The 16,768-nt window shown below is 69.6% G+C and carries 12 protein-coding genes; 7 read left to right on the top strand and 5 right to left on the bottom strand.

The window, feature by feature from the left end:
• Positions 1-166 precede the first annotated feature (166 nt).
• Complete coding sequence (locus EAO72_RS06020) at positions 167-1,012, top strand: RecB family exonuclease (RefSeq protein ID WP_261991355.1); 846 nt, start codon at positions 167-169, stop codon at positions 1,010-1,012.
• A gap of 9 nt (positions 1,013-1,021) precedes the next feature.
• Entirely contained in the window at positions 1,022-1,693 is a 672-nt protein-coding gene (locus EAO72_RS06015; protein ID WP_148016141.1) for a response regulator, read from the top strand.
• A gap of 40 nt (positions 1,694-1,733) precedes the next feature.
• Here EAO72_RS06015 and EAO72_RS06010 read toward each other — a convergent pair whose 3' ends face one another.
• The 3 genes from EAO72_RS06010 to metH all read right to left on the bottom strand — a co-directional run bounded on the left by EAO72_RS06010 (position 1,734) and on the right by metH (position 8,033).
• Positions 1,734-3,329: an ABC transporter substrate-binding protein gene (locus EAO72_RS06010; protein WP_148016140.1), complete on the bottom strand. Its 1,596-nt coding sequence runs from the start codon at positions 3,327-3,329 to the stop codon at positions 1,734-1,736.
• A gap of 371 nt (positions 3,330-3,700) precedes the next feature.
• Positions 3,701-4,402 carry an HAD family hydrolase gene (locus tag EAO72_RS06005; protein ID WP_148016139.1) on the bottom strand — a complete coding sequence of 234 codons (702 nt, stop codon included), beginning with the start codon at positions 4,400-4,402 and terminating at the stop codon, positions 3,701-3,703.
• Positions 4,403-4,520: 118 nt separating this feature from the next.
• Entirely contained in the window at positions 4,521-8,033 is a 3,513-nt protein-coding gene (metH, locus tag EAO72_RS06000) for a methionine synthase (RefSeq protein WP_148016138.1), read from the bottom strand.
• Between the two features lie 221 nt (positions 8,034-8,254).
• Here metH and EAO72_RS05995 point away from each other — a divergent pair, with 221 nt between their 5' ends.
• The 5 genes from EAO72_RS05995 to EAO72_RS05975 all read left to right on the top strand — a co-directional run bounded on the left by EAO72_RS05995 (position 8,255) and on the right by EAO72_RS05975 (position 14,087).
• A complete protein-coding gene (locus tag EAO72_RS05995) occupies positions 8,255-9,037 on the top strand; it encodes an IclR family transcriptional regulator (protein WP_187284959.1) in 783 nt (260 codons plus the stop codon).
• 239 nt (positions 9,038-9,276) lie between these two features.
• Positions 9,277-10,068, top strand: a complete 792-nt coding sequence (locus EAO72_RS05990; protein ID WP_148016137.1) for an MIP/aquaporin family protein — start codon at positions 9,277-9,279, stop codon at positions 10,066-10,068.
• Between the two features lie 56 nt (positions 10,069-10,124).
• Complete coding sequence (gene glpK / locus EAO72_RS05985; protein WP_148016136.1) at positions 10,125-11,666, top strand: glycerol kinase GlpK; 1,542 nt, start codon at positions 10,125-10,127, stop codon at positions 11,664-11,666.
• Between the two features lie 6 nt (positions 11,667-11,672).
• Positions 11,673-13,286 carry a glycerol-3-phosphate dehydrogenase/oxidase gene (locus EAO72_RS05980; RefSeq protein WP_148016135.1) on the top strand — a complete coding sequence of 538 codons (1,614 nt, stop codon included), beginning with the start codon at positions 11,673-11,675 and terminating at the stop codon, positions 13,284-13,286.
• Positions 13,287-13,415: 129 nt separating this feature from the next.
• A complete protein-coding gene (locus EAO72_RS05975) occupies positions 13,416-14,087 on the top strand; it encodes a FadR/GntR family transcriptional regulator (RefSeq protein WP_148016134.1) in 672 nt (223 codons plus the stop codon).
• 111 nt (positions 14,088-14,198) lie between these two features.
• Here the strand turns inward: EAO72_RS05975 and EAO72_RS05970 are convergent, their stop codons facing one another.
• On the bottom strand, positions 14,199-15,251 hold the full coding sequence (locus tag EAO72_RS05970; RefSeq protein ID WP_148016133.1) for an ABC transporter permease: 1,053 nt from the start codon (positions 15,249-15,251) through the stop codon (positions 14,199-14,201).
• Complete coding sequence (locus EAO72_RS05965) at positions 15,248-16,768, bottom strand: sugar ABC transporter ATP-binding protein (RefSeq protein WP_148016132.1); 1,521 nt, start codon at positions 16,766-16,768, stop codon at positions 15,248-15,250. Before EAO72_RS05965 ends, EAO72_RS05970 begins: the two co-directional genes overlap by 4 nt.

Genomic DNA, 16,768 nt, shown 5'->3' with positions numbered 1-16,768 from the left:
CCTTCGGTCGGTGCCGTTTCGGCACGATGATGCAGTGTTCGAGGGTCTGTGGTCGATGGTATGCCGATCGGTGTCAGTGGCGGGTCGTAGGGTCTTCGTCATGACCTCAGTACCGCGGCCGCCTCAGCCGCCCTCGTCCCTTTCGCCGTCGCGGGCGAGCGATTTCATGCAGTGCCCCTTGCTGTACCGCTTCCGGGTCATCGACAAGCTGCCGCAGAAGCCCAGTGAGGCGGCTACCCGGGGCACGCTGGTGCATGCGGTGCTGGAGCGGCTGTTCGACAATCCCGCGCCCGAGCGCACACCGGGCCGGGCCACCTCGTTGATCCCGGCCCAGTGGGACCGGCTGCTGGAGTCGAAGCCGGAGCTGGCGGAGCTGTTCGCCGAGGACCCGGAGGGCGAGCGGCTCGCGCGATGGCTGTCGGAGGCGGAGCGGCTGGTGGAGCGCTGGTTCTCGCTGGAGGATCCGACGCGCCTGGAGCCGGCCGAGCGGGAGATGTTCGTCGAGACGGAGCTGGAGTCGGGTCTGCGGCTGCGCGGGGTGATCGACCGGATCGACGTGGCGCCGACGGGCGAGGTCCGGATCGTGGACTACAAGACGGGGAAGGCGCCGCGTCCGGAGTACGCGGAGGGCGCGCTCTTCCAGATGAAGTTCTACGCGCTGGTGATCTGGCGGCTGAAGGGCGTGGTGCCGCGCCGGCTCCAGCTGGTCTACCTCGGCAGCGGCGACGTGATGACGTACGACCCGGTGGTGGCGGATCTGGAGCGGGTGGAGCGCAAGCTGCTGGCGCTGTGGGACGCGATCGCGCTGGCGACGGAGACCGGCGAGTGGCGGCCGCGGCCGACGAAGCTGTGCGGCTGGTGCGACCACCAGGCGCTCTGTCCCGAATTCGGCGGGACTCCCCCGGTGTATCCGCTGTCGGTGCGCCCGGCGGAGTCGGCGCAGGATGTCCAGGGCAGAATGGACCCGGTCCGGGCTGAGACCGGCCCGCCCGGTGCCCTTGAAGGACATTGAGGAGATCCCGTGGCAATCCGCGTCCTACTGGTCGACGACCAACCACTGCTGCGCACCGGCTTCCGGATGATTCTGGAGGCGGAGGGCGACCTCGCGGTGGTGGGCGAGGCCGGTGACGGCCTCCAGGCGCTCGACCAGGTGCGGGCGCTGCAGCCCGATGTGGTGCTGATGGACATCCGGATGCCGCGGATGGACGGCGTCGAGGCGACGCGTCAGATCACCGGACCGGGCCGGGACGGCCCGGCGAAGGTGCTGGTGCTGACGACGTTCGATCTCGACGAGTACGTGGTGGAGGCGCTGCGCGCCGGCGCCAGCGGCTTTCTGCTGAAGGACGCCCCGGCCAATGAGCTGGTGCAGGCGATCCGGGTGGTCGCCGGTGGCGAGGCGATGCTCGCGCCGAGCATCACGCGCCGGCTGCTCGACAAGTACGCGGACCATCTGCCGTCCGGCGAGGAGCCGGTCCCGGACACCCTGCACACGCTCACGGACCGCGAGGTCGAGGTCCTGAAGCTCGTGGCACGCGGTCTGTCGAACGCGGAGATCGCCGCCGATCTCTTCGTCAGCGAGACCACGGTCAAGACGCATGTGGGTCATGTGCTGACGAAGCTGGGGCTGCGCGACCGGGTGCAGGCCGCGGTGTACGCGTACGAGAGCGGACTGGTGCGCCCCGGCGCCCAGTGACCCTTCCGGGGGTCACTGGGCGCCGGGGCGGCATCGCGTGTCAGCTGCGGCCGAGCTCCCACAGCTGGAGGTCGGCTGAGGAGTTGACCGCCCATTCGACGCCGGTGAGTCCCTCGCGGGAGGCGACGTACTGCTTGCCCTGCCAGACCGGGAGGACGGGGACGTCCTCGGCGACGATGTCCTGGAGCTGCTGGAAGGTCCTGGTGGCGGCGCTGCGGTCGTCCTCGCGGCGGGACTGCGGGATCAGGGTCTTCTGGGCCAGGGTCGACCGGTAGGGCGAGTTGAGGAAGTTGTCCTTGTCGAGGAACGGCGCCGTGTAGTTGTCCGGGTCCGGGAAGTCGGGGAACCAGCCCATGCCGTAGGCGGCGTAGTCGCCGCGCACCTCGGCCGGGCGGTACTTCGCCCAGGGGGTGCCTTCGACGGAGATGTCGAACAGCCCGGAGTCGTTGAACTGCTTCTTCAGCGTCCGGAACTCGGCGGCGGTGGCCTCGCCGTAGTGGTCGGTCGTGTAGTGCAGGGTGAACTTCACGGGTGTGCGGATCTTGGCGTCCTTCAGGATGGCGGCGGCCTTGGTGGTGCTGGGCTCGCCGTACTTGTTGAAGAACGAGTTGGTGTGCCCGGTGATGCTGGACGGGATCAGCGAGTACAGCGGCTCGGCCGTCGTCCCGTAGACCTCGCTCGCGATCTGACCGCGGTCGATGATCTGGGCCATGGCCTGGCGGACCGCCTTGTTCTTCACGGCGGGGTCCTCGGTGTCGAAACCGAGGTAGCTGATCGCGAGGCCGGGCATCTCGGTGAGCTTGACGTCGTCCTTGGGCTTTTCCAGCATCTGCTGGGCCTGCTTGGGCGACATCGTCCGGGTCATCATGTCGATCTTCTTCTCGTCGAGCGCCTTTCCCATGGCGGTGGCGTCGGGGAAGAGATCGAGTTCGACCTTGTCGTTCAGCACCTTCAGGTCGCCCTTGTAACGGGGGTTCTTGGTGAAGACGACTTTCACGACCTGATCGTTCTTCACTTCGGGCTTCATGGTGTACGGCCCGGAACCGTCCACCTGGAAACCGTCGCGCGCCGAGTCCGCCGGATATTTGCTCTTCTGCACAATTCCGGCGGGAGGCGTGGAGAGCTTGTACGGGAAGGTCGCGTCCGAGGTCCGGAGATGGAATATGACTTCGCGCTCGCCCTTGGTCTCGACGGTGTCGATGTTGTTGAGCAGGGACACGGGTCCGTTGGTGGACTTGATCCGGACGACGCGGTCGATGGAGTACTTGACGTCCTCGGCGGTGACCGCGCTGCCGTCGGCGAATTCGAGTCCCGCGCGCAGCTTGCAGCGGTAGCTCTCGTTCGCCGTGTCCGTGAAGGTGCAGCTCTCGGCCGCCTCGGGCACCGGCAGGCCGCCGCCCCGGGGCACGTGCATGAGGGTCTGGACGGTCTGCCGCAGCACGTTCCAGACGCCCGCCTCGTAGCCGATGGCGGGGTCGAGGGGTGCCGGGGCTTCCTCGGAGGCGACGAACTGGTCCGTAGTGCCGACAACGATGGCGCCGTTGCCCTCGCTCCCGCCGTCCGACGCGCCGCAGGCGGCGAGTACGGGCGCGAGCAGGCCGACGACGGCCGGCAGCACCAGAGTCTTGCGGTTCATCGTGGACGTTCTCCCTCATGCGGTCATGGAGAAAACGACATTAGTAGCAGCCGCAGGTGGGCCCGGACCGGTTCCCCGTCCCGGGTAATCAGAGCGCCCGGGAAGTCAAAGGGGAGTAAATTTCCCGCTCCCGGTATCCCCCGGAATGATTCGTACACGCATTCACGAATCGGGACACTTGGGTACGCCCGGCGGGCGGCCCGGCGGATTCGGGCCACTCCTCGATCCCGGGACGAGTGACGAAGGTCACGCGGCGGGCAGTCCAGGCATTGACATGTCCCCGCCTTTTCGACACCACGGCGCGACATAAAACGCACGCCTTTCCGCGAGAGCTTTTCCATTCATTCACAGAAGCACTCTCGGTGTGCGCATCACCGCATTCCGGTGACCAGGCCCCGGAGAAACGCGAGATCGACTTCTTCGAGCGACCCGACGACGACCCGGCCGGCAGCCGGTGCGATCGGCGACACGGACGGCACGGCGACCACCCGGCACCCCGCGGCCTCCGCGGCGGCCACGCCGGTCGCGGTGTCCTCGATGACGGCACAGAGCCGGGGGTCGGCCCCGAAGCCACTCGCGGCCTTGAGGTAGGGCTCCGGGTGTGGCTTCGTGCGGGTGACCTCGTCGCCCGCGACGGTGAGCGCGAAGTGGTGTCGGCCCACCGAGTCCAGGACCCGGTCGATGATCCGGCGGTGCGAGGCGGAGACGAGCGCGGTGGGAACCTCGTGTCTCGCGAGCTCGGCGAGCAGCCGGGCCGCCCCCGGCATCAGCGGCACACCGTCGGCGATGCGCTTCTCGAAGCGGTCGTTGAGCAGCACGGTCAGTTCGTCGAGGGTGACGTCCGCCCCGGTGACGTCCATGAGGTAGCCGGCACTGCGGGTCATCGGACCGCCGACGACGACGTCCTTCCACGCCTCGTCCAGCCGGTACCCCAGATCGGCGAAGACCGACACCTCGGCGTCCCACCAGAAGCCCTCGGTGTCGACCAGGGTGCCGTCCATGTCGAGGAGGACGGCCTGCAGGGCGCCACCCTCGGCCGTTCGGGTCGGGGACGCGGGGATCGTACTGGTCATCCGGCACACCTTCCATGAGGGACGAGAAGGCCGGCCGCCTTTCCCGGAGGAGGGCGACCGGCCTGCACTGGACCGACCAGTGTACGACTCGTGCTGCTACCGCGCGTCGAACGGAGCCTTACCGCGCGTTGAAGTACTTCGCTTCGGGGTGGTGGATGACGATCGCGTCGGTGGACTGCTCGGGGTGGAGCTGGAACTCCTCCGACAGGTGGACCCCGATCCGCTCGGGCTGGAGCAGGTCGGCGATCTTCGCCCGGTCCTCCAGGTCCGGGCACGCACCGTAGCCGAGGGAGAAGCGCGCACCGCGGTACTTGAGCGCGAACATGTCCTCGACGTCGGCCGGGTCGTCGCCCGCGAAGCCGAGCTCGGAGCGGACCCGGGCGTGCCAGTACTCGGCGAGCGCCTCGGCGAGCTGGACGGACAGGCCGTGCAGCTCCAGGTAGTCGCGGTAGGAGTTGGCTTCGAAGAGCTTGGCGGTCTCGCCGCCGATCTTCGAGCCGACGGTGACGACCTGGAGGCCGATGACGTCCGTCTCGCCCGACTCCTCGGGGCGGAAGAAGTCCGCGAGACACAGACGGCGGCCGCGGCGCTGGCGCGGGAAGGTGAAACGGGTGCGCTCGGAGCCGTCCTCGTGGAGCAGGATCAGGTCGTCGCCCTTGGAGACGCAGGGGTAGTAGCCGTAGACGACGGCGGCTTCGAGCAGGTTCTCGGTGTGGAGCTTGTCGAGCCAGCCGCGCAGGTGCGGGCGTCCCTCGGTCTCGACCAGTTCCTCGTACGTCGGTCCGTCGCCGGCCCTGGCCTGCTTGAGGCCCCACTGGCCCTTGAAGAGGGCGCCCTCGTCGAGCCAGGAGGCGTACTCCTTGAGCTGGATGCCCTTGACGACGCGGCTGCCCCAGAACGGCGGGGTGGGGACGGGGTTGTCGACGGCGACGTCGGAACGCACGCCCTCCTCCGGCTCCTCGACCTCCAGCACGGCCGTGTCGCGCTTGGGCACACGGCGCTGCTTCAGCTCGGGGAGGACGGCGCCCGGAACGCCGCGCTTGACCCCGATGAGCGCGTCCATCAGGCGCAGCCCCTCGAAGGCGTCCCGGGCGTAGCGGACCTCGCCCTCGTAGATCTCGTGGAGGTCCTGTTCGACGTAGGCGCGGGTCAGGGCGGCGCCGCCCAGGATGACGGGGTACTCGGCCGCCAGCTTGCGCTGGTTGAGCTCCTGGAGGTTCTCCTTCATGATCACGGTGGACTTGACCAGGAGGCCCGACATCCCGATGACGTCGGCCTTGTGCTCGTCGGCGGCTTCCAGGATCGCGGAGACGGGCTGCTTGATGCCGATGTTGACGACGTTGTAGCCGTTGTTGGACAGGATGATGTCGACGAGGTTCTTGCCGATGTCGTGGACGTCACCGCGGACGGTGGCCAGCACGATGGTGCCCTTGCCCTCGGCGTCGGACTTCTCCATGTGCGGTTCCAGGTGGGCCACCGCGGCCTTCATGACCTCGGCGGACTGGAGCACGAACGGCAGCTGCATCTGGCCGGAGCCGAAGAGCTCGCCGACGACCTTCATGCCTTCCAGCAGGGTGTCGTTGACGATGTCCAGAGCCGGCCGGGTCCGCAGGGCCTCGTCGAGGTCGGCCTCCAGGCCCTTCTTCTCGCCGTCGATGATCCGGCGCTGGAGGCGCTCGTCCAGCGGCAGGGCGAGGAGTTCCTCGGCCTTGCCCTCCTTCATCGACTTCATGTTGACGCCCTCGAAGAGCTCCATGAGCTTCTGGAGGGGGTCGTAGCCCTCGGCGCGGCGGTCGTAGACCAGGTCGTGGGCGACCTTGACCTGCTCCTCGTCCAGGCGCGCGATCGGAAGGATCTTCGAGGCGTGCACGATCGCGGAGTCCAGACCGGCCTTGACGCACTCGTCGAGGAAGACGGAGTTCAGGACGACGCGGGCGGCCGGGTTGAGGCCGAAGGAGATGTTCGACAGGCCCAGTGTCGTCTGGACGTCGGGGTGGCGCTTCTTCAGCTCGCGGATCGCCTCGATGGTGGCGATGCCGTCCTTGCGGGACTCCTCCTGCCCGGTACAGATGGTGAAGGTCAGGCAGTCGATGAGGATGTCCGACTCGCTGATGCCCCAGTTGCCGGTGAGGTCCTCGATCAGCCGCTCCGCGATGGCGACCTTGTGCTCGGCGGTGCGGGCCTGGCCCTCCTCGTCGATCGTCAGGGCGATCAGCGCGGCACCGTGCTCGGCGGCCAGCCGGGTGACCTGGACGAAGCGCGACTCGGGACCGTCGCCGTCCTCGTAGTTCACCGAGTTCAGGACCGCGCGCCCGCCGAGCTTCTCCAGGCCGGCCCGCAGCACGGGCAGCTCGGTGGAGTCCAGCACGATCGGCAGGGTGGAGGCCGTGGCGAACCGTCCGGCCAGCTCCTTCATGTCGGCGACACCGTCGCGGCCGACGTAGTCCACGCAGAGGTCGAGCATGTGCGCGCCCTCGCGGATCTGGTCGCGGGCCATCTCCACGCAGTCGTCCCAGCGGGCCTCCAGCATGGCCTCGCGGAACTTCTTCGACCCGTTGGCGTTCGTACGCTCACCGATCGCGAGGTACGACGTGTCCTGGCGGAACGGCACGGTCTGGTAGAGCGAGGCGGCGCCGGGCTCGGGGCGGGGGTCGCGGACCGCGGGGGTCAGGGCGCGGGACCGCTCGACGACCTGGCGCAGGTGTTCGGGCGTCGTACCGCAGCAGCCGCCGACCAGGGACAGGCCGTAGTCGGTGACGAAGGTTTCCTGCGCGTCCGCCAGCCCCTCGGGGTCGAGCGGGAAGTGCGCGCCGTCCTTGGTCAGCACGGGCAGGCCCGCGTTCGGCATGCACATCAGCGGGGTGCGCGAGTGCTGGGCCAGATAGCGCAGGTGCTCGCTCATCTCGGCCGGGCCCGTCGAGCAGTTCAGCCCGATCAGGTCGATACCCAGCGGCTCCAGCGCGGTCAGCGCGGCGCCGATCTCCGAGCCGAGCAGCATGACGCCGGTCGTCTCGAAGGCGAGCGAGCAGATCAGCGGCACGTCGAGGCCCAGGGCGTCCATCGCCCGGCGTGCGCCGATGAGGCTGGACTTGGTCTGCAGCAGGTCCTGCGTGGTCTCCACGATCAGGGCGTCCGCGCCGCCGGCGAGCAGGCCCTCGGCGTTCTGCTGGTAGCCGTCCCGCAGCACGTCGTACGCGATGTGGCCGAGCGAGGGCAGCTTGGTGCCGGGACCCACCGAGCCGAGGACCCAGCGCTGCCGGCCGTCCTTCGCGGTGAACTCGTCGGCGACCTCGCGGGCGATGCGGGCGCCCGCCTCGGACAGCTCCACGATCCGGTCGGCGATCTCGTACTCGTTCGCAGCCGAGTGGTTCGCGCCGAAGGTGTTCGTCTCCACGCAGTCCACGCCGACGGCGAAGTACTCCTCGTGCACCGAGCGCACGATGTCGGGGCGCGTGAGGTTCAGGATCTCGTTGCAGCCTTCGAGGTTCTCGAAGTCCTCGAGCGTGGGGTCCTGTGCCTGGAGCATGGTGCCCATGGCACCGTCGGCCACCACGACTCGGGTGGCGAGCGCCTCACGGAGGGCTGCGGCTCGGTTCCGGCTGTCGGCGGAAGGGGTCGGCGACGAGGCCATGGATGTACTCCCTGGGATGCGACGGCTGTCGGCTTTGCGGCTTCGGCGGAAGGCGCACCCGGCCAGGGTAGCCGGGCGGCGTCCCGGGCCGTCACTCTGTCCCACGAATCGGACCGCATGCTGTTCAGGCGGTCGTCCCGGGGTGTCGGAGTGCCGCAGAATTCCCTTGCGATCGAGCATGGGTCGGCATCGACCGATAGTGTTCAGCATTGTCGAACAAGGTGGAGGAGTACGGCGCGATGGCCAAGAACATCCAGTCGCTGGAGCGGGCGGCGGCGATGCTGCGCCTGCTCGCGGGCGGCGAGCGGCGGCTGGGACTGTCCGACATCGCCTCCTCCCTCGGCCTGGCCAAGGGCACCGCGCACGGGATCCTGCGCACCCTCCAGCACGAGGGCTTCGTCGAGCAGGACGCGGCGTCCGGGCGCTACCAGCTGGGGGCCGAGCTGCTGCGCCTGGGCAACAGCTATCTGGACGTCCACGAGCTGCGGGCCCGCGCACTGGTCTGGACGGACGACCTGGCCCGCTCCAGCGGCGAGAGCACCCACCTGGGCGTGCTGCACCAGCAGGGGGTCCTGATCGTCCACCACGTCTTCCGGCCCGACGACAGCCGCCAGGTGCTGGAGGTCGGGGCCATGCAGCCACTGCATTCCACGGCCCTGGGCAAGGTCCTTTCGGCCTATGACCCGGTGGCCCACACGGAGGCCCTGGAAGCGGAGAGACAGCCCTTCACGCCCCGCACGGTCACCGACCCGGAGGAGTTCGAGTCGATGCTCGACCTGATCCGCGCGCGCGGCTGGGCGGCCGACGTGGAGGAGACCTGGGAGGGCGTGGCCGCGGTGGCCGCGCCCATCCACGACCGGCGCCGGATGCCGGTGGGAGCCGTGGCCGTGACCGGCGCGGTGGAACGGGTGTGCGCGGGCGGCGAGCTGCGGCCGGAGCTGGTGGCGGCGGTACGGGACTGCGCCCGCGCGGTCTCCCGGGATCTGGGCGCCAGGCGCTTCTGAGCCCCGTGCGCGATCATCCGAGTCACCGGTAACGATCGAGTTATAGAACACACAACCCTTGACGCCTCATTCACCTGGGGGAAACACTGCCGTTCACCGGTCGGCATTGTCGAACGCCTAACGGAAATACGCGTTAGGGTGTGACAGAGCCAAGGCCGGCAACGCCCTCACATGAGGGCGCGGACCACCGGAGGGACCCGGGGTTCGGCTTCCCTGGACGAAGGACAAAGGAGTCGCGGGTGTCCAGCTCCGACATCTTCATCGGCGAGACCATCGGTACCGCCGTACTCATCCTGCTCGGCGGCGGTGTCTGTGCCGCCGTCACGCTCAAGCGCTCGAAGGCGCAGAACGCCGGCTGGCTCGCCGTCACCTTCGGGTGGGGTTTCGCGGTGCTGACCGGCGCGTACATGGTCGGCGGCGTATCCGGAGCGCACCTCAACCCGGCGGTCACCATCGGCCTGGCGATCGAGGGCGGCACCAAGTGGAGCGACGTACCGCTCTACCTCGCCTCCGAACTGTTCGGCGCGATGATCGGCGCGGTGCTGGTCTGGCTGGTCTACTACGGACAGTTCCGGGCCCATCTCACCGATCCGGAGATCCTCGGCGCCCATTCGGGTGAGGAGGGCATGGTCGACAAGGCCGCGGCCCCCAAGGCCGGACCCGTGCTCGGCATCTTCACGACGGGTCCCGAGATCCGTAACGCCGTGCAGAACGTCGTCACCGAGATCATCGCCACGCTCGTGCTGGTCCTGGCGATCCTCACGCAGGGCCTCAACAACGACGGCAACGGGATCGGCACGCTCGGCGCCCTGATCACCGCCCTGGTGGTCGTCTCCATCGGCCTCTCGCTCGGCGGCCCGACGGGCTACGCGATCAACCCGGTTCGCGACCTCGGTCCGCGTATCGTGCACGCGCTGCTTCCGCTGCCGAACAAGGGCGGATCCGACTGGGGCTACGCCTGGATCCCCGTCGTCGGACCGCTCGTCGGCGGCGCGCTCGCCGGCGGGCTCTACAACCTCGCCTTCGCGTGAGCCGCAGGGCCCACAGCCGCCACCCCCACGACCACACAGACCTCCGGGAGCACACCGTGACCGACGCACACACCACCGGCACCCACGGCACCGGGCCGTTCATCGCGGCCATCGACCAGGGCACCACCTCCAGCCGCTGCATCGTCTTCGACAAGGACGGCCGGATCGTCTCCGTCGACCAGAAGGAGCACGAGCAGATCTTCCCGAAGCCGGGCTGGGTCGAGCACGACGCGACCGAGATCTGGGAGAACGTCCAGGAGGTTGTGGCGAGCGCCATCGTCAAGGCCGGCATCACCGCCGCCGACGTGAAGGCGATCGGCATCACCAACCAGCGCGAGACCACGCTGCTCTGGGACAAGCACACCGGTGAGCCCGTCCACAACGCCCTCGTCTGGCAGGACACCCGCACCGACGCGCTCTGCAAGGAGCTCGGCCGCAACGTGGGCCAGGACCGCTTCCGCCGCGAGACCGGTCTGCCGCTCGCCTCGTACTTCGCCGGTCCCAAGGTCCGCTGGCTGCTCGACAACGTCGAGGGGCTGCGCGAGCGCGCCGAGCGCGGCGACATCCTCTTCGGCACCATGGACTCCTGGGTCATCTGGAACCTGACCGGCGGCACCGACGGCGGCGTCCACGTCACGGACGTCACCAACGCCTCGCGCACGCTGCTGATGAATCTGCACCGCATGGAGTGGGACGAGAAGATCCTCTCCTCCATGGACATCCCGGCGGCCCTGCTGCCCGAGATCCGTTCCTCGGCCGAGGTCTACGGCAACGCCAAGGGCGGTGTGCTCGACGGCGTGCCGGTCGCCTCCGCGCTCGGCGACCAGCAGGCCGCGCTGTTCGGCCAGACGTGTTTCGCCGAGGGCGAGGCCAAGTCCACGTACGGCACCGGCACCTTCATGCTGATGAACACCGGCGAGACGCCCGTCAACTCCTACAACGGGCTGCTGACCACGGTCGGCTACCGGATCGGCGACGAGAAGCCGGTCTACGCCCTGGAGGGCTCGATCGCCGTCACCGGTTCGCTGGTGCAGTGGATGCGCGACCAGATGGGCCTGATCCAGTCCGCGGCCGAGATCGAGACCCTGGCCTCGTCGGTCGAGGACAACGGCGGCGCGTACTTCGTCCCGGCGTTCTCCGGACTGTTCGCCCCGTACTGGCGCCCCGACGCCCGCGGTGTCATCGCCGGTCTCACCCGCTACGTCACCAAGGCGCACATCGCCCGTGCCGTGCTGGAGGCGACCGCCTGGCAGACCCGCGAGATCAGCGACGCGATGACCAAGGACTCCGGCGTCGAGCTGACCGCGCTCAAGGTCGACGGCGGCATGACCTCCAACAACCTGCTGATGCAGACGCTCGCCGACTTCCTGGACGCACCCGTGGTGCGGCCCATGGTCGCCGAGACCACCTGCCTCGGCGCCGCCTACGCCGCCGGCCTGGCCGTCGGCTTCTGGCCCGACACCGACGCGCTGCGCGCCAACTGGCGTCGGGCCGCCGAGTGGACCCCCCGCATGGACGCGGACACCCGCGACCGCGAGTACAAGAGCTGGCTCAAGGCCGTGGAACGGACCATGGGCTGGCTGGACGACGAGGAGTAGACACACATGACCACCCTGCAGAGCGTCCCCGCCCTCGGGACGCACCCGGCCTCCGGCTCCCTTCCGAGCCGCGCCGAGACACGGGAGCAGCTCTCCAAGGCGACGTACGACCTCCTGGTCATCGGTGGCGGCATTCTGGGCATCTCCACCGCCTGGCACGCCGCACAGTCCGGACTGCGGGTGGCCCTGGTGGACGCCGGCGACTTCGCCGGCGCCACCTCCTCCGCCTCCTCCAAGCTGCTCCACGGCGGTCTGCGCTACCTGCAGACCGGCGCGGTGAAGCTGGTCGCGGAGAACCACTTCGAGCGCCGTGCGGTATCCCGTCAGGTGGCCCCGCACCTGGCCAACCCGCTCACCTTCTATCTCCCCGTCTACAAGGGCGGGCCGCACGGCGCGGCGAAGCTCGGCGCGGGCGTGTTCGCGTACTCGGCCCTGTCCGCCTTCGGGGACGGAGTCGGCCATGTGATCAGCCCGGCGAAGGCGCAGCGCGATGTGCCGGAGCTGCGTACGGACAACCTGAAGGCCGTCGCGGTGTACGGCGACGACCAGATGAACGACGCGCGGATGGCGCTGATGACGGTCCGCGCGGCCGTCGAGGCGGGGGCGACCGTCCTCAACCACGCGGCGGTGACCGGGCTGCGGTTCACCAGGGGCCGGGTGACGGGCGCGGACCTGGAGGACCGTACGGACGGCACGGAGTTCGGCGTCAACGCCCGGCTGGTGCTGAACGCCACCGGACCGTGGGTCGACCACCTGCGGAAGCTGGAGGACCCCGACGCGGCCCCGTCGATACGTCTGTCCAAGGGCGCGCACCTGGTGCTCAAGCGCACCCGCCCCTGGAAGGCCGCCCTGGCCACGCCGATCGACAAGTACCGCATCACGTTCGCCCTGCCGTGGGAGGACATGCTGCTGCTCGGTACGACGGACGAGGAGTACGAGGGCGACCCGGCGGACGTCTCGGTGACCGAGAAGGACACCGCGCAGATCCTGGACGAGGCGGCGTTCTCCGTCCGGGACCAGCAGCTGTCGCGCGATCTCATCACGTACTCCTTCGCGGGGCTGCGGGTGCTGCCGGGCGGTCCCGGTGACACGTCCAAGGCCAAGCGCGAGACGGTCGTGACCGAGGGCCGCGGCGGGATGCTGTCGGTGGCGGGCGGCAAGTGGACGACGTTCCGCCACATCGGCCGCACCGTGATGACCAAGCTGGCCGCGCTCCCCGGGCATCCGCTCGGCGAGGACATGGAGCCGGTCTCGCGGCTGCCGAGGAAGCTCCCGCTGCCCGGCATCGCCAACCCGAACGCGGTGGCGCACCGGCTGCTGGTCGACGGCGGTACGCCGGGCCCGCGGATGTCCGCCGACACGGCACGGCACCTGGCCACGCACTACGGTTCGCTGTCCTTCGACATCGCCCGGCTGGCCAACGAGAACCCGGACCTCGCGAAGCGCGTCCACCCCGACGCACCGGAGATCTGGGCGCAGGTCGCCTACGCGCGGGACCACGAGTGGGCCGAGACCGCGGACGACGTGCTGCGGCGCCGGACGACACTGACGATCCGGGGTCTGGCGACGGACGAGGTCCGGGCCGGCGTCGAGTCGGTGCTGGGCGAGCGGAGGAGCTGACACGGGTGAACGGGGGCGGCGGCCGGCGGGGCGCCGCCCCCTTCGCGTGCGCCGATTCCTCCGATGGGCGTACCGGCTGTCCGTGGGCACGCATAATGGTGCGATACATCGGATGTCTGGAGGTCGCCCATGGCTGTCACTGACGAGGCCATCGAGAAGATCAAGGGAATGATCGTCTCGGGTGCGCTACGGCCCGGCGATCGCCTCCCCAAGGAGAGCGAACTCGCCGCGGAGCTCGGTCTGTCCCGCAACTCGCTGCGGGAGGCGGTGCGCGCCCTGTCGCTCATCCGCATTCTCGACGTACGGCAGGGCGACGGCACGTACGTCACGAGCCTGGACCCCCAGCTGCTGCTGGAGGCGCTGAGCTTCGTGGTGGACTTCCACCGCGACGACACGGTGCTGGAGTTCCTGGCGGTCCGCCGGATCCTGGAGCCGGCGGCGACCGCGATGGCGGCGAGCCGCATCGGCGAGGAGCAGCTGGACGCGCTGAGCGCCCAGCTGGACGCGCTGGGCGAGCACCCCTCGGTCGAGGAGCTGGTGGCCTGCGATCTGGAGTTCCACCGCGGCATCGTGCAGTCGTCCGGCAACTCGGTGCTCTGCTCGCTGCTCGACGGCCTTTCGGGTCCGACGACCCGGGCGCGGGTGTGGCGCGGGCTGACCCAGGAGGACGCGGTGAGCCGCACGCTCCACGAGCACCGGGCGATCCTCTCGGCGCTGCGGGACCGCGACGCGGAGGCGGCGCGGGCGTGGGCGACGGTGCATGTCGCCAGCGTGGAGCAGTGGCTGCGGTCGACGCTGTAGCCGCGCGTGCGGCAGCGGGAAGGGGCGGGCGGGGTTTCCCCGGCCCGCCCCTTCCCGTCACCGGGGCTCCGCCCCGGACCCCGCGCCTCGAACGCCGGCGAGGCCGGACGGTCAGTCCTGTTCCTCGCGGCTGGCGTAGCGCGAGGCGACCAGGGCGACGAGGATGATGGCGCCGTTGAGGAACTTCTCCCACTGGCCCGGGACACCGGCCAGGGTCATCACGTTGACGACCAGCCGAAGGGTGAGGACGCCGGTGAGCGCGCCGAAGATGGTGCCGCGGCCTCCCTTCAGACCGATTCCGCCGATCACGGCGGCCGCCATGACGTCGAAGATCATGTCCTTGCCCTGCGTGGCCCCGACCGATCCGTAGTGGCCGGTGTAGAGGATGCCGGCGAAGGCCGCGAGCAGCCCGCCGATCGCCAGGACGATCCAGGTGACACGGTCGACGCGGATACCGGCGGCCCGCGCGGCCTCCGGGTTGCCGCCGATCGCGTAGAGCGAGCGCCCGTGCCGCGTCCAGGCCAGCACGGCGCCGCCGACGGCGAACAGCGCCAGGCAGATCCAGACGGCCGCCGGTGCGCCGAGCCAGGAGGCCTTGCCCAGGTAGCTGAAGGAGGCGGGGACGTCGATGATCGACTTGCCCTCGGTGATGCCGTTGTGGAGGCCCCGCAGCATCATCAGCATGCCGAGCGTCGCGATGAAGCCGTTGACGCGCAGTTTCAGCATCAGGAAGCCGTTGAAGGCGCCGATCGCCACTCCCGCCAGCAGGCAGAGCGGGACCGCCGTCCAGCCCGGCATCACCCCCAGACCGGCGAACCGGTCACCACCGCCGGGCAGCACCAGCCACAGCGCGATGACGGGCGCGATGCCGATCGTCGACTCCAGTGACAGGTCCATCCGCCCGCAGATCAGGATGAAGGCCTGGGCGAGCACCAGCAGGCTGAGCTCGGAGGACTGCTGGACGACGTTGATCAGGTTCTGGGAGGTCAGGAACACCGGCGAGACGATGAATCCGACCAGCATCACCACCAGGATCACCGGTACCAGCGAGAAGTCGCTCCACCGGATCAGCTTCAGCCGGTCCAGCGGGCCGTCGCCCGCGAGCGGACCCTTCAGCGCGCTCTCGATCTCTTCGGCCGCCGGGGGCCTTACCGTGCCGGTCATTCCCTTTCCCCCACACCTTCCATGGCGGCGACGAGTTCTCCGTCGGCCCACCCGCTTGCGAATGTCTCGACCACCCGGCCGTGGAACAGGGCGAGTACGCGGTCGCAGACCCGTAGGTCGTCCAGCTCGTCGGAGATGATCACTGCGGCGTTGCCCTCGTCGGCGACCTGCCGTACGACTCCGAGGAGCGCGTCCTTGGACTTGATGTCCACCCCCGCGGTGGGCCGGACCGCGACCAGCACGCTGGGCTTGCGGGCCAGCGCCCGGGCGACCACCACCTTCTGCTGGTTGCCGCCGGAGAGCCCGGAGACGGCCTGTTCGGGTCCCTGGGTCTTGATGTCCAGCGAGCTGATCATGGCCCGGGCGAACTCCCGGGTACGGGAGGGCAGTACGGTCCCCCACGGGCCGAGCTGGTCGGTGACCGTGAGGGTGGCGTTCTCGGCGACGCTGCGCCCGAGGACGAGTCCCTGGTCGTGCCGGTCCTCGGGGATGTAGCCGATCCCGGCGTCCAGCGCGTGCGGCACGCTTCCCGGCCGCACGTCCTTGCCGTGCACCCGCACTGTGCCGCCGTCCGCCTTGCGCATGCCCGCCAGTACCTCGCCCAGCGCGGTGTTGCCGCTGGCCGCGGAACCGGCCAGACCGAGCACCTCACCGGGGCGGACCTGGAGGTCCACCGGTGCGAACCAGCCGTCCAGGGTGAGCCCCTGGGTCCGCAGGACGGGCTCCGCCGACGGGCTGGGCGGCGTGGCCGTGCCGGAGGCGTGCCAGGCGACGGCGCCGCCGGACGCCTCTCCCGTCATCGCCGACACCAGATCGTCCTTCGTGACGTCGGCCACCGGGGCGGTCATGACATGGCGGGCGTCGCGGTAGACGGTGACCGCCGTGCACAGCTCGTAGACCTCCTGCAGATGGTGCGAGATGAACAGGAACGCCACTCCCTGGTCCTGCAGTTCCCGGAGCTTGTCGAAGAGCCGGCCGATGCCCCGGGCGTCGAGCTGGGCGGTCGGTTCGTCGAGGATGATCAGCCGGGCGCCGAAGGACAGCGCGCGGGCGATCTCGACGAACTGCCGCTGCTCGACCGCGAGATCGCGCGCCCGGGTGTTCGGGTCGACCTGGACGCCGTAGTCGGCGAGGAGCCGCTCCGCACGTCTGCGCAGCCTCCCCCAGCTGATCCAGCGGGACTTCTCGTCGAACCGGTTGAGGAAGAGGTTCTCCGCGACGGTCAGCTCGGGGACGACCATGGACTTCTGGTAGACACAGGCGACCTTCGACTGCCAGGCCGCGGTGTCCCCGAAGGCGGGCGCGGGTTCCCCGCCGAACGTGACCGTGCCCGCGTCCGCCTTGTGGAGGCCGGTCAGCACGCTGACCAGCGTCGACTTGCCCGCGCCGTTGCGTCCGACGAGCGCGTGCGACTCCCCGGGCCGCACCGTGAGCTTCACCCCGTCGAGCGCCACGGTCGGCCCGAAGCGCTTGACGACGCCTTCCGCCTGTACGGCAGGTGGTGGTCCCTGGTCCAT

This window comes from Streptomyces sp. OR43 (assembly GCF_008042275.1).
Lineage (GTDB): Bacteria > Actinomycetota > Actinomycetes > Streptomycetales > Streptomycetaceae > Streptomyces.
Note: the sequence above shows the minus strand (reverse complement) of the source record. Positions and strands in the feature narration are given on the sequence as shown.

What these genes read in the sequence shown, in the direction of transcription:
- EAO72_RS06020 (WP_261991355.1), top strand. Translation starts at nt 167, where the DNA reads ATGCAGTGCCCCTTGCTGTACCGCTTCCGGGTCATCGACAAGCTGCCG.
- EAO72_RS06010 (WP_148016140.1), bottom strand. Translation starts at nt 3,329, where the DNA reads ATGAACCGCAAGACTCTGGTGCTGCCGGCCGTCGTCGGCCTGCTCGCG.
- EAO72_RS06005 (WP_148016139.1), bottom strand. Translation starts at nt 4,402, where the DNA reads ATGACCAGTACGATCCCCGCGTCCCCGACCCGAACGGCCGAGGGTGGC.
- metH (WP_148016138.1), bottom strand. Translation starts at nt 8,033, where the DNA reads ATGGCCTCGTCGCCGACCCCTTCCGCCGACAGCCGGAACCGAGCCGCA.
- EAO72_RS05980 (WP_148016135.1), top strand. Translation starts at nt 11,673, where the DNA reads ATGACCACCCTGCAGAGCGTCCCCGCCCTCGGGACGCACCCGGCCTCC.
- EAO72_RS05975 (WP_148016134.1), top strand. Translation starts at nt 13,416, where the DNA reads ATGGCTGTCACTGACGAGGCCATCGAGAAGATCAAGGGAATGATCGTC.
- EAO72_RS05970 (WP_148016133.1), bottom strand. Translation starts at nt 15,251, where the DNA reads ATGACCGGCACGGTAAGGCCCCCGGCGGCCGAAGAGATCGAGAGCGCG.
- EAO72_RS05965 (WP_148016132.1), bottom strand. Translation starts at nt 16,768, where the DNA reads ATGGACCAGGGACCACCACCTGCCGTACAGGCGGAAGGCGTCGTCAAG.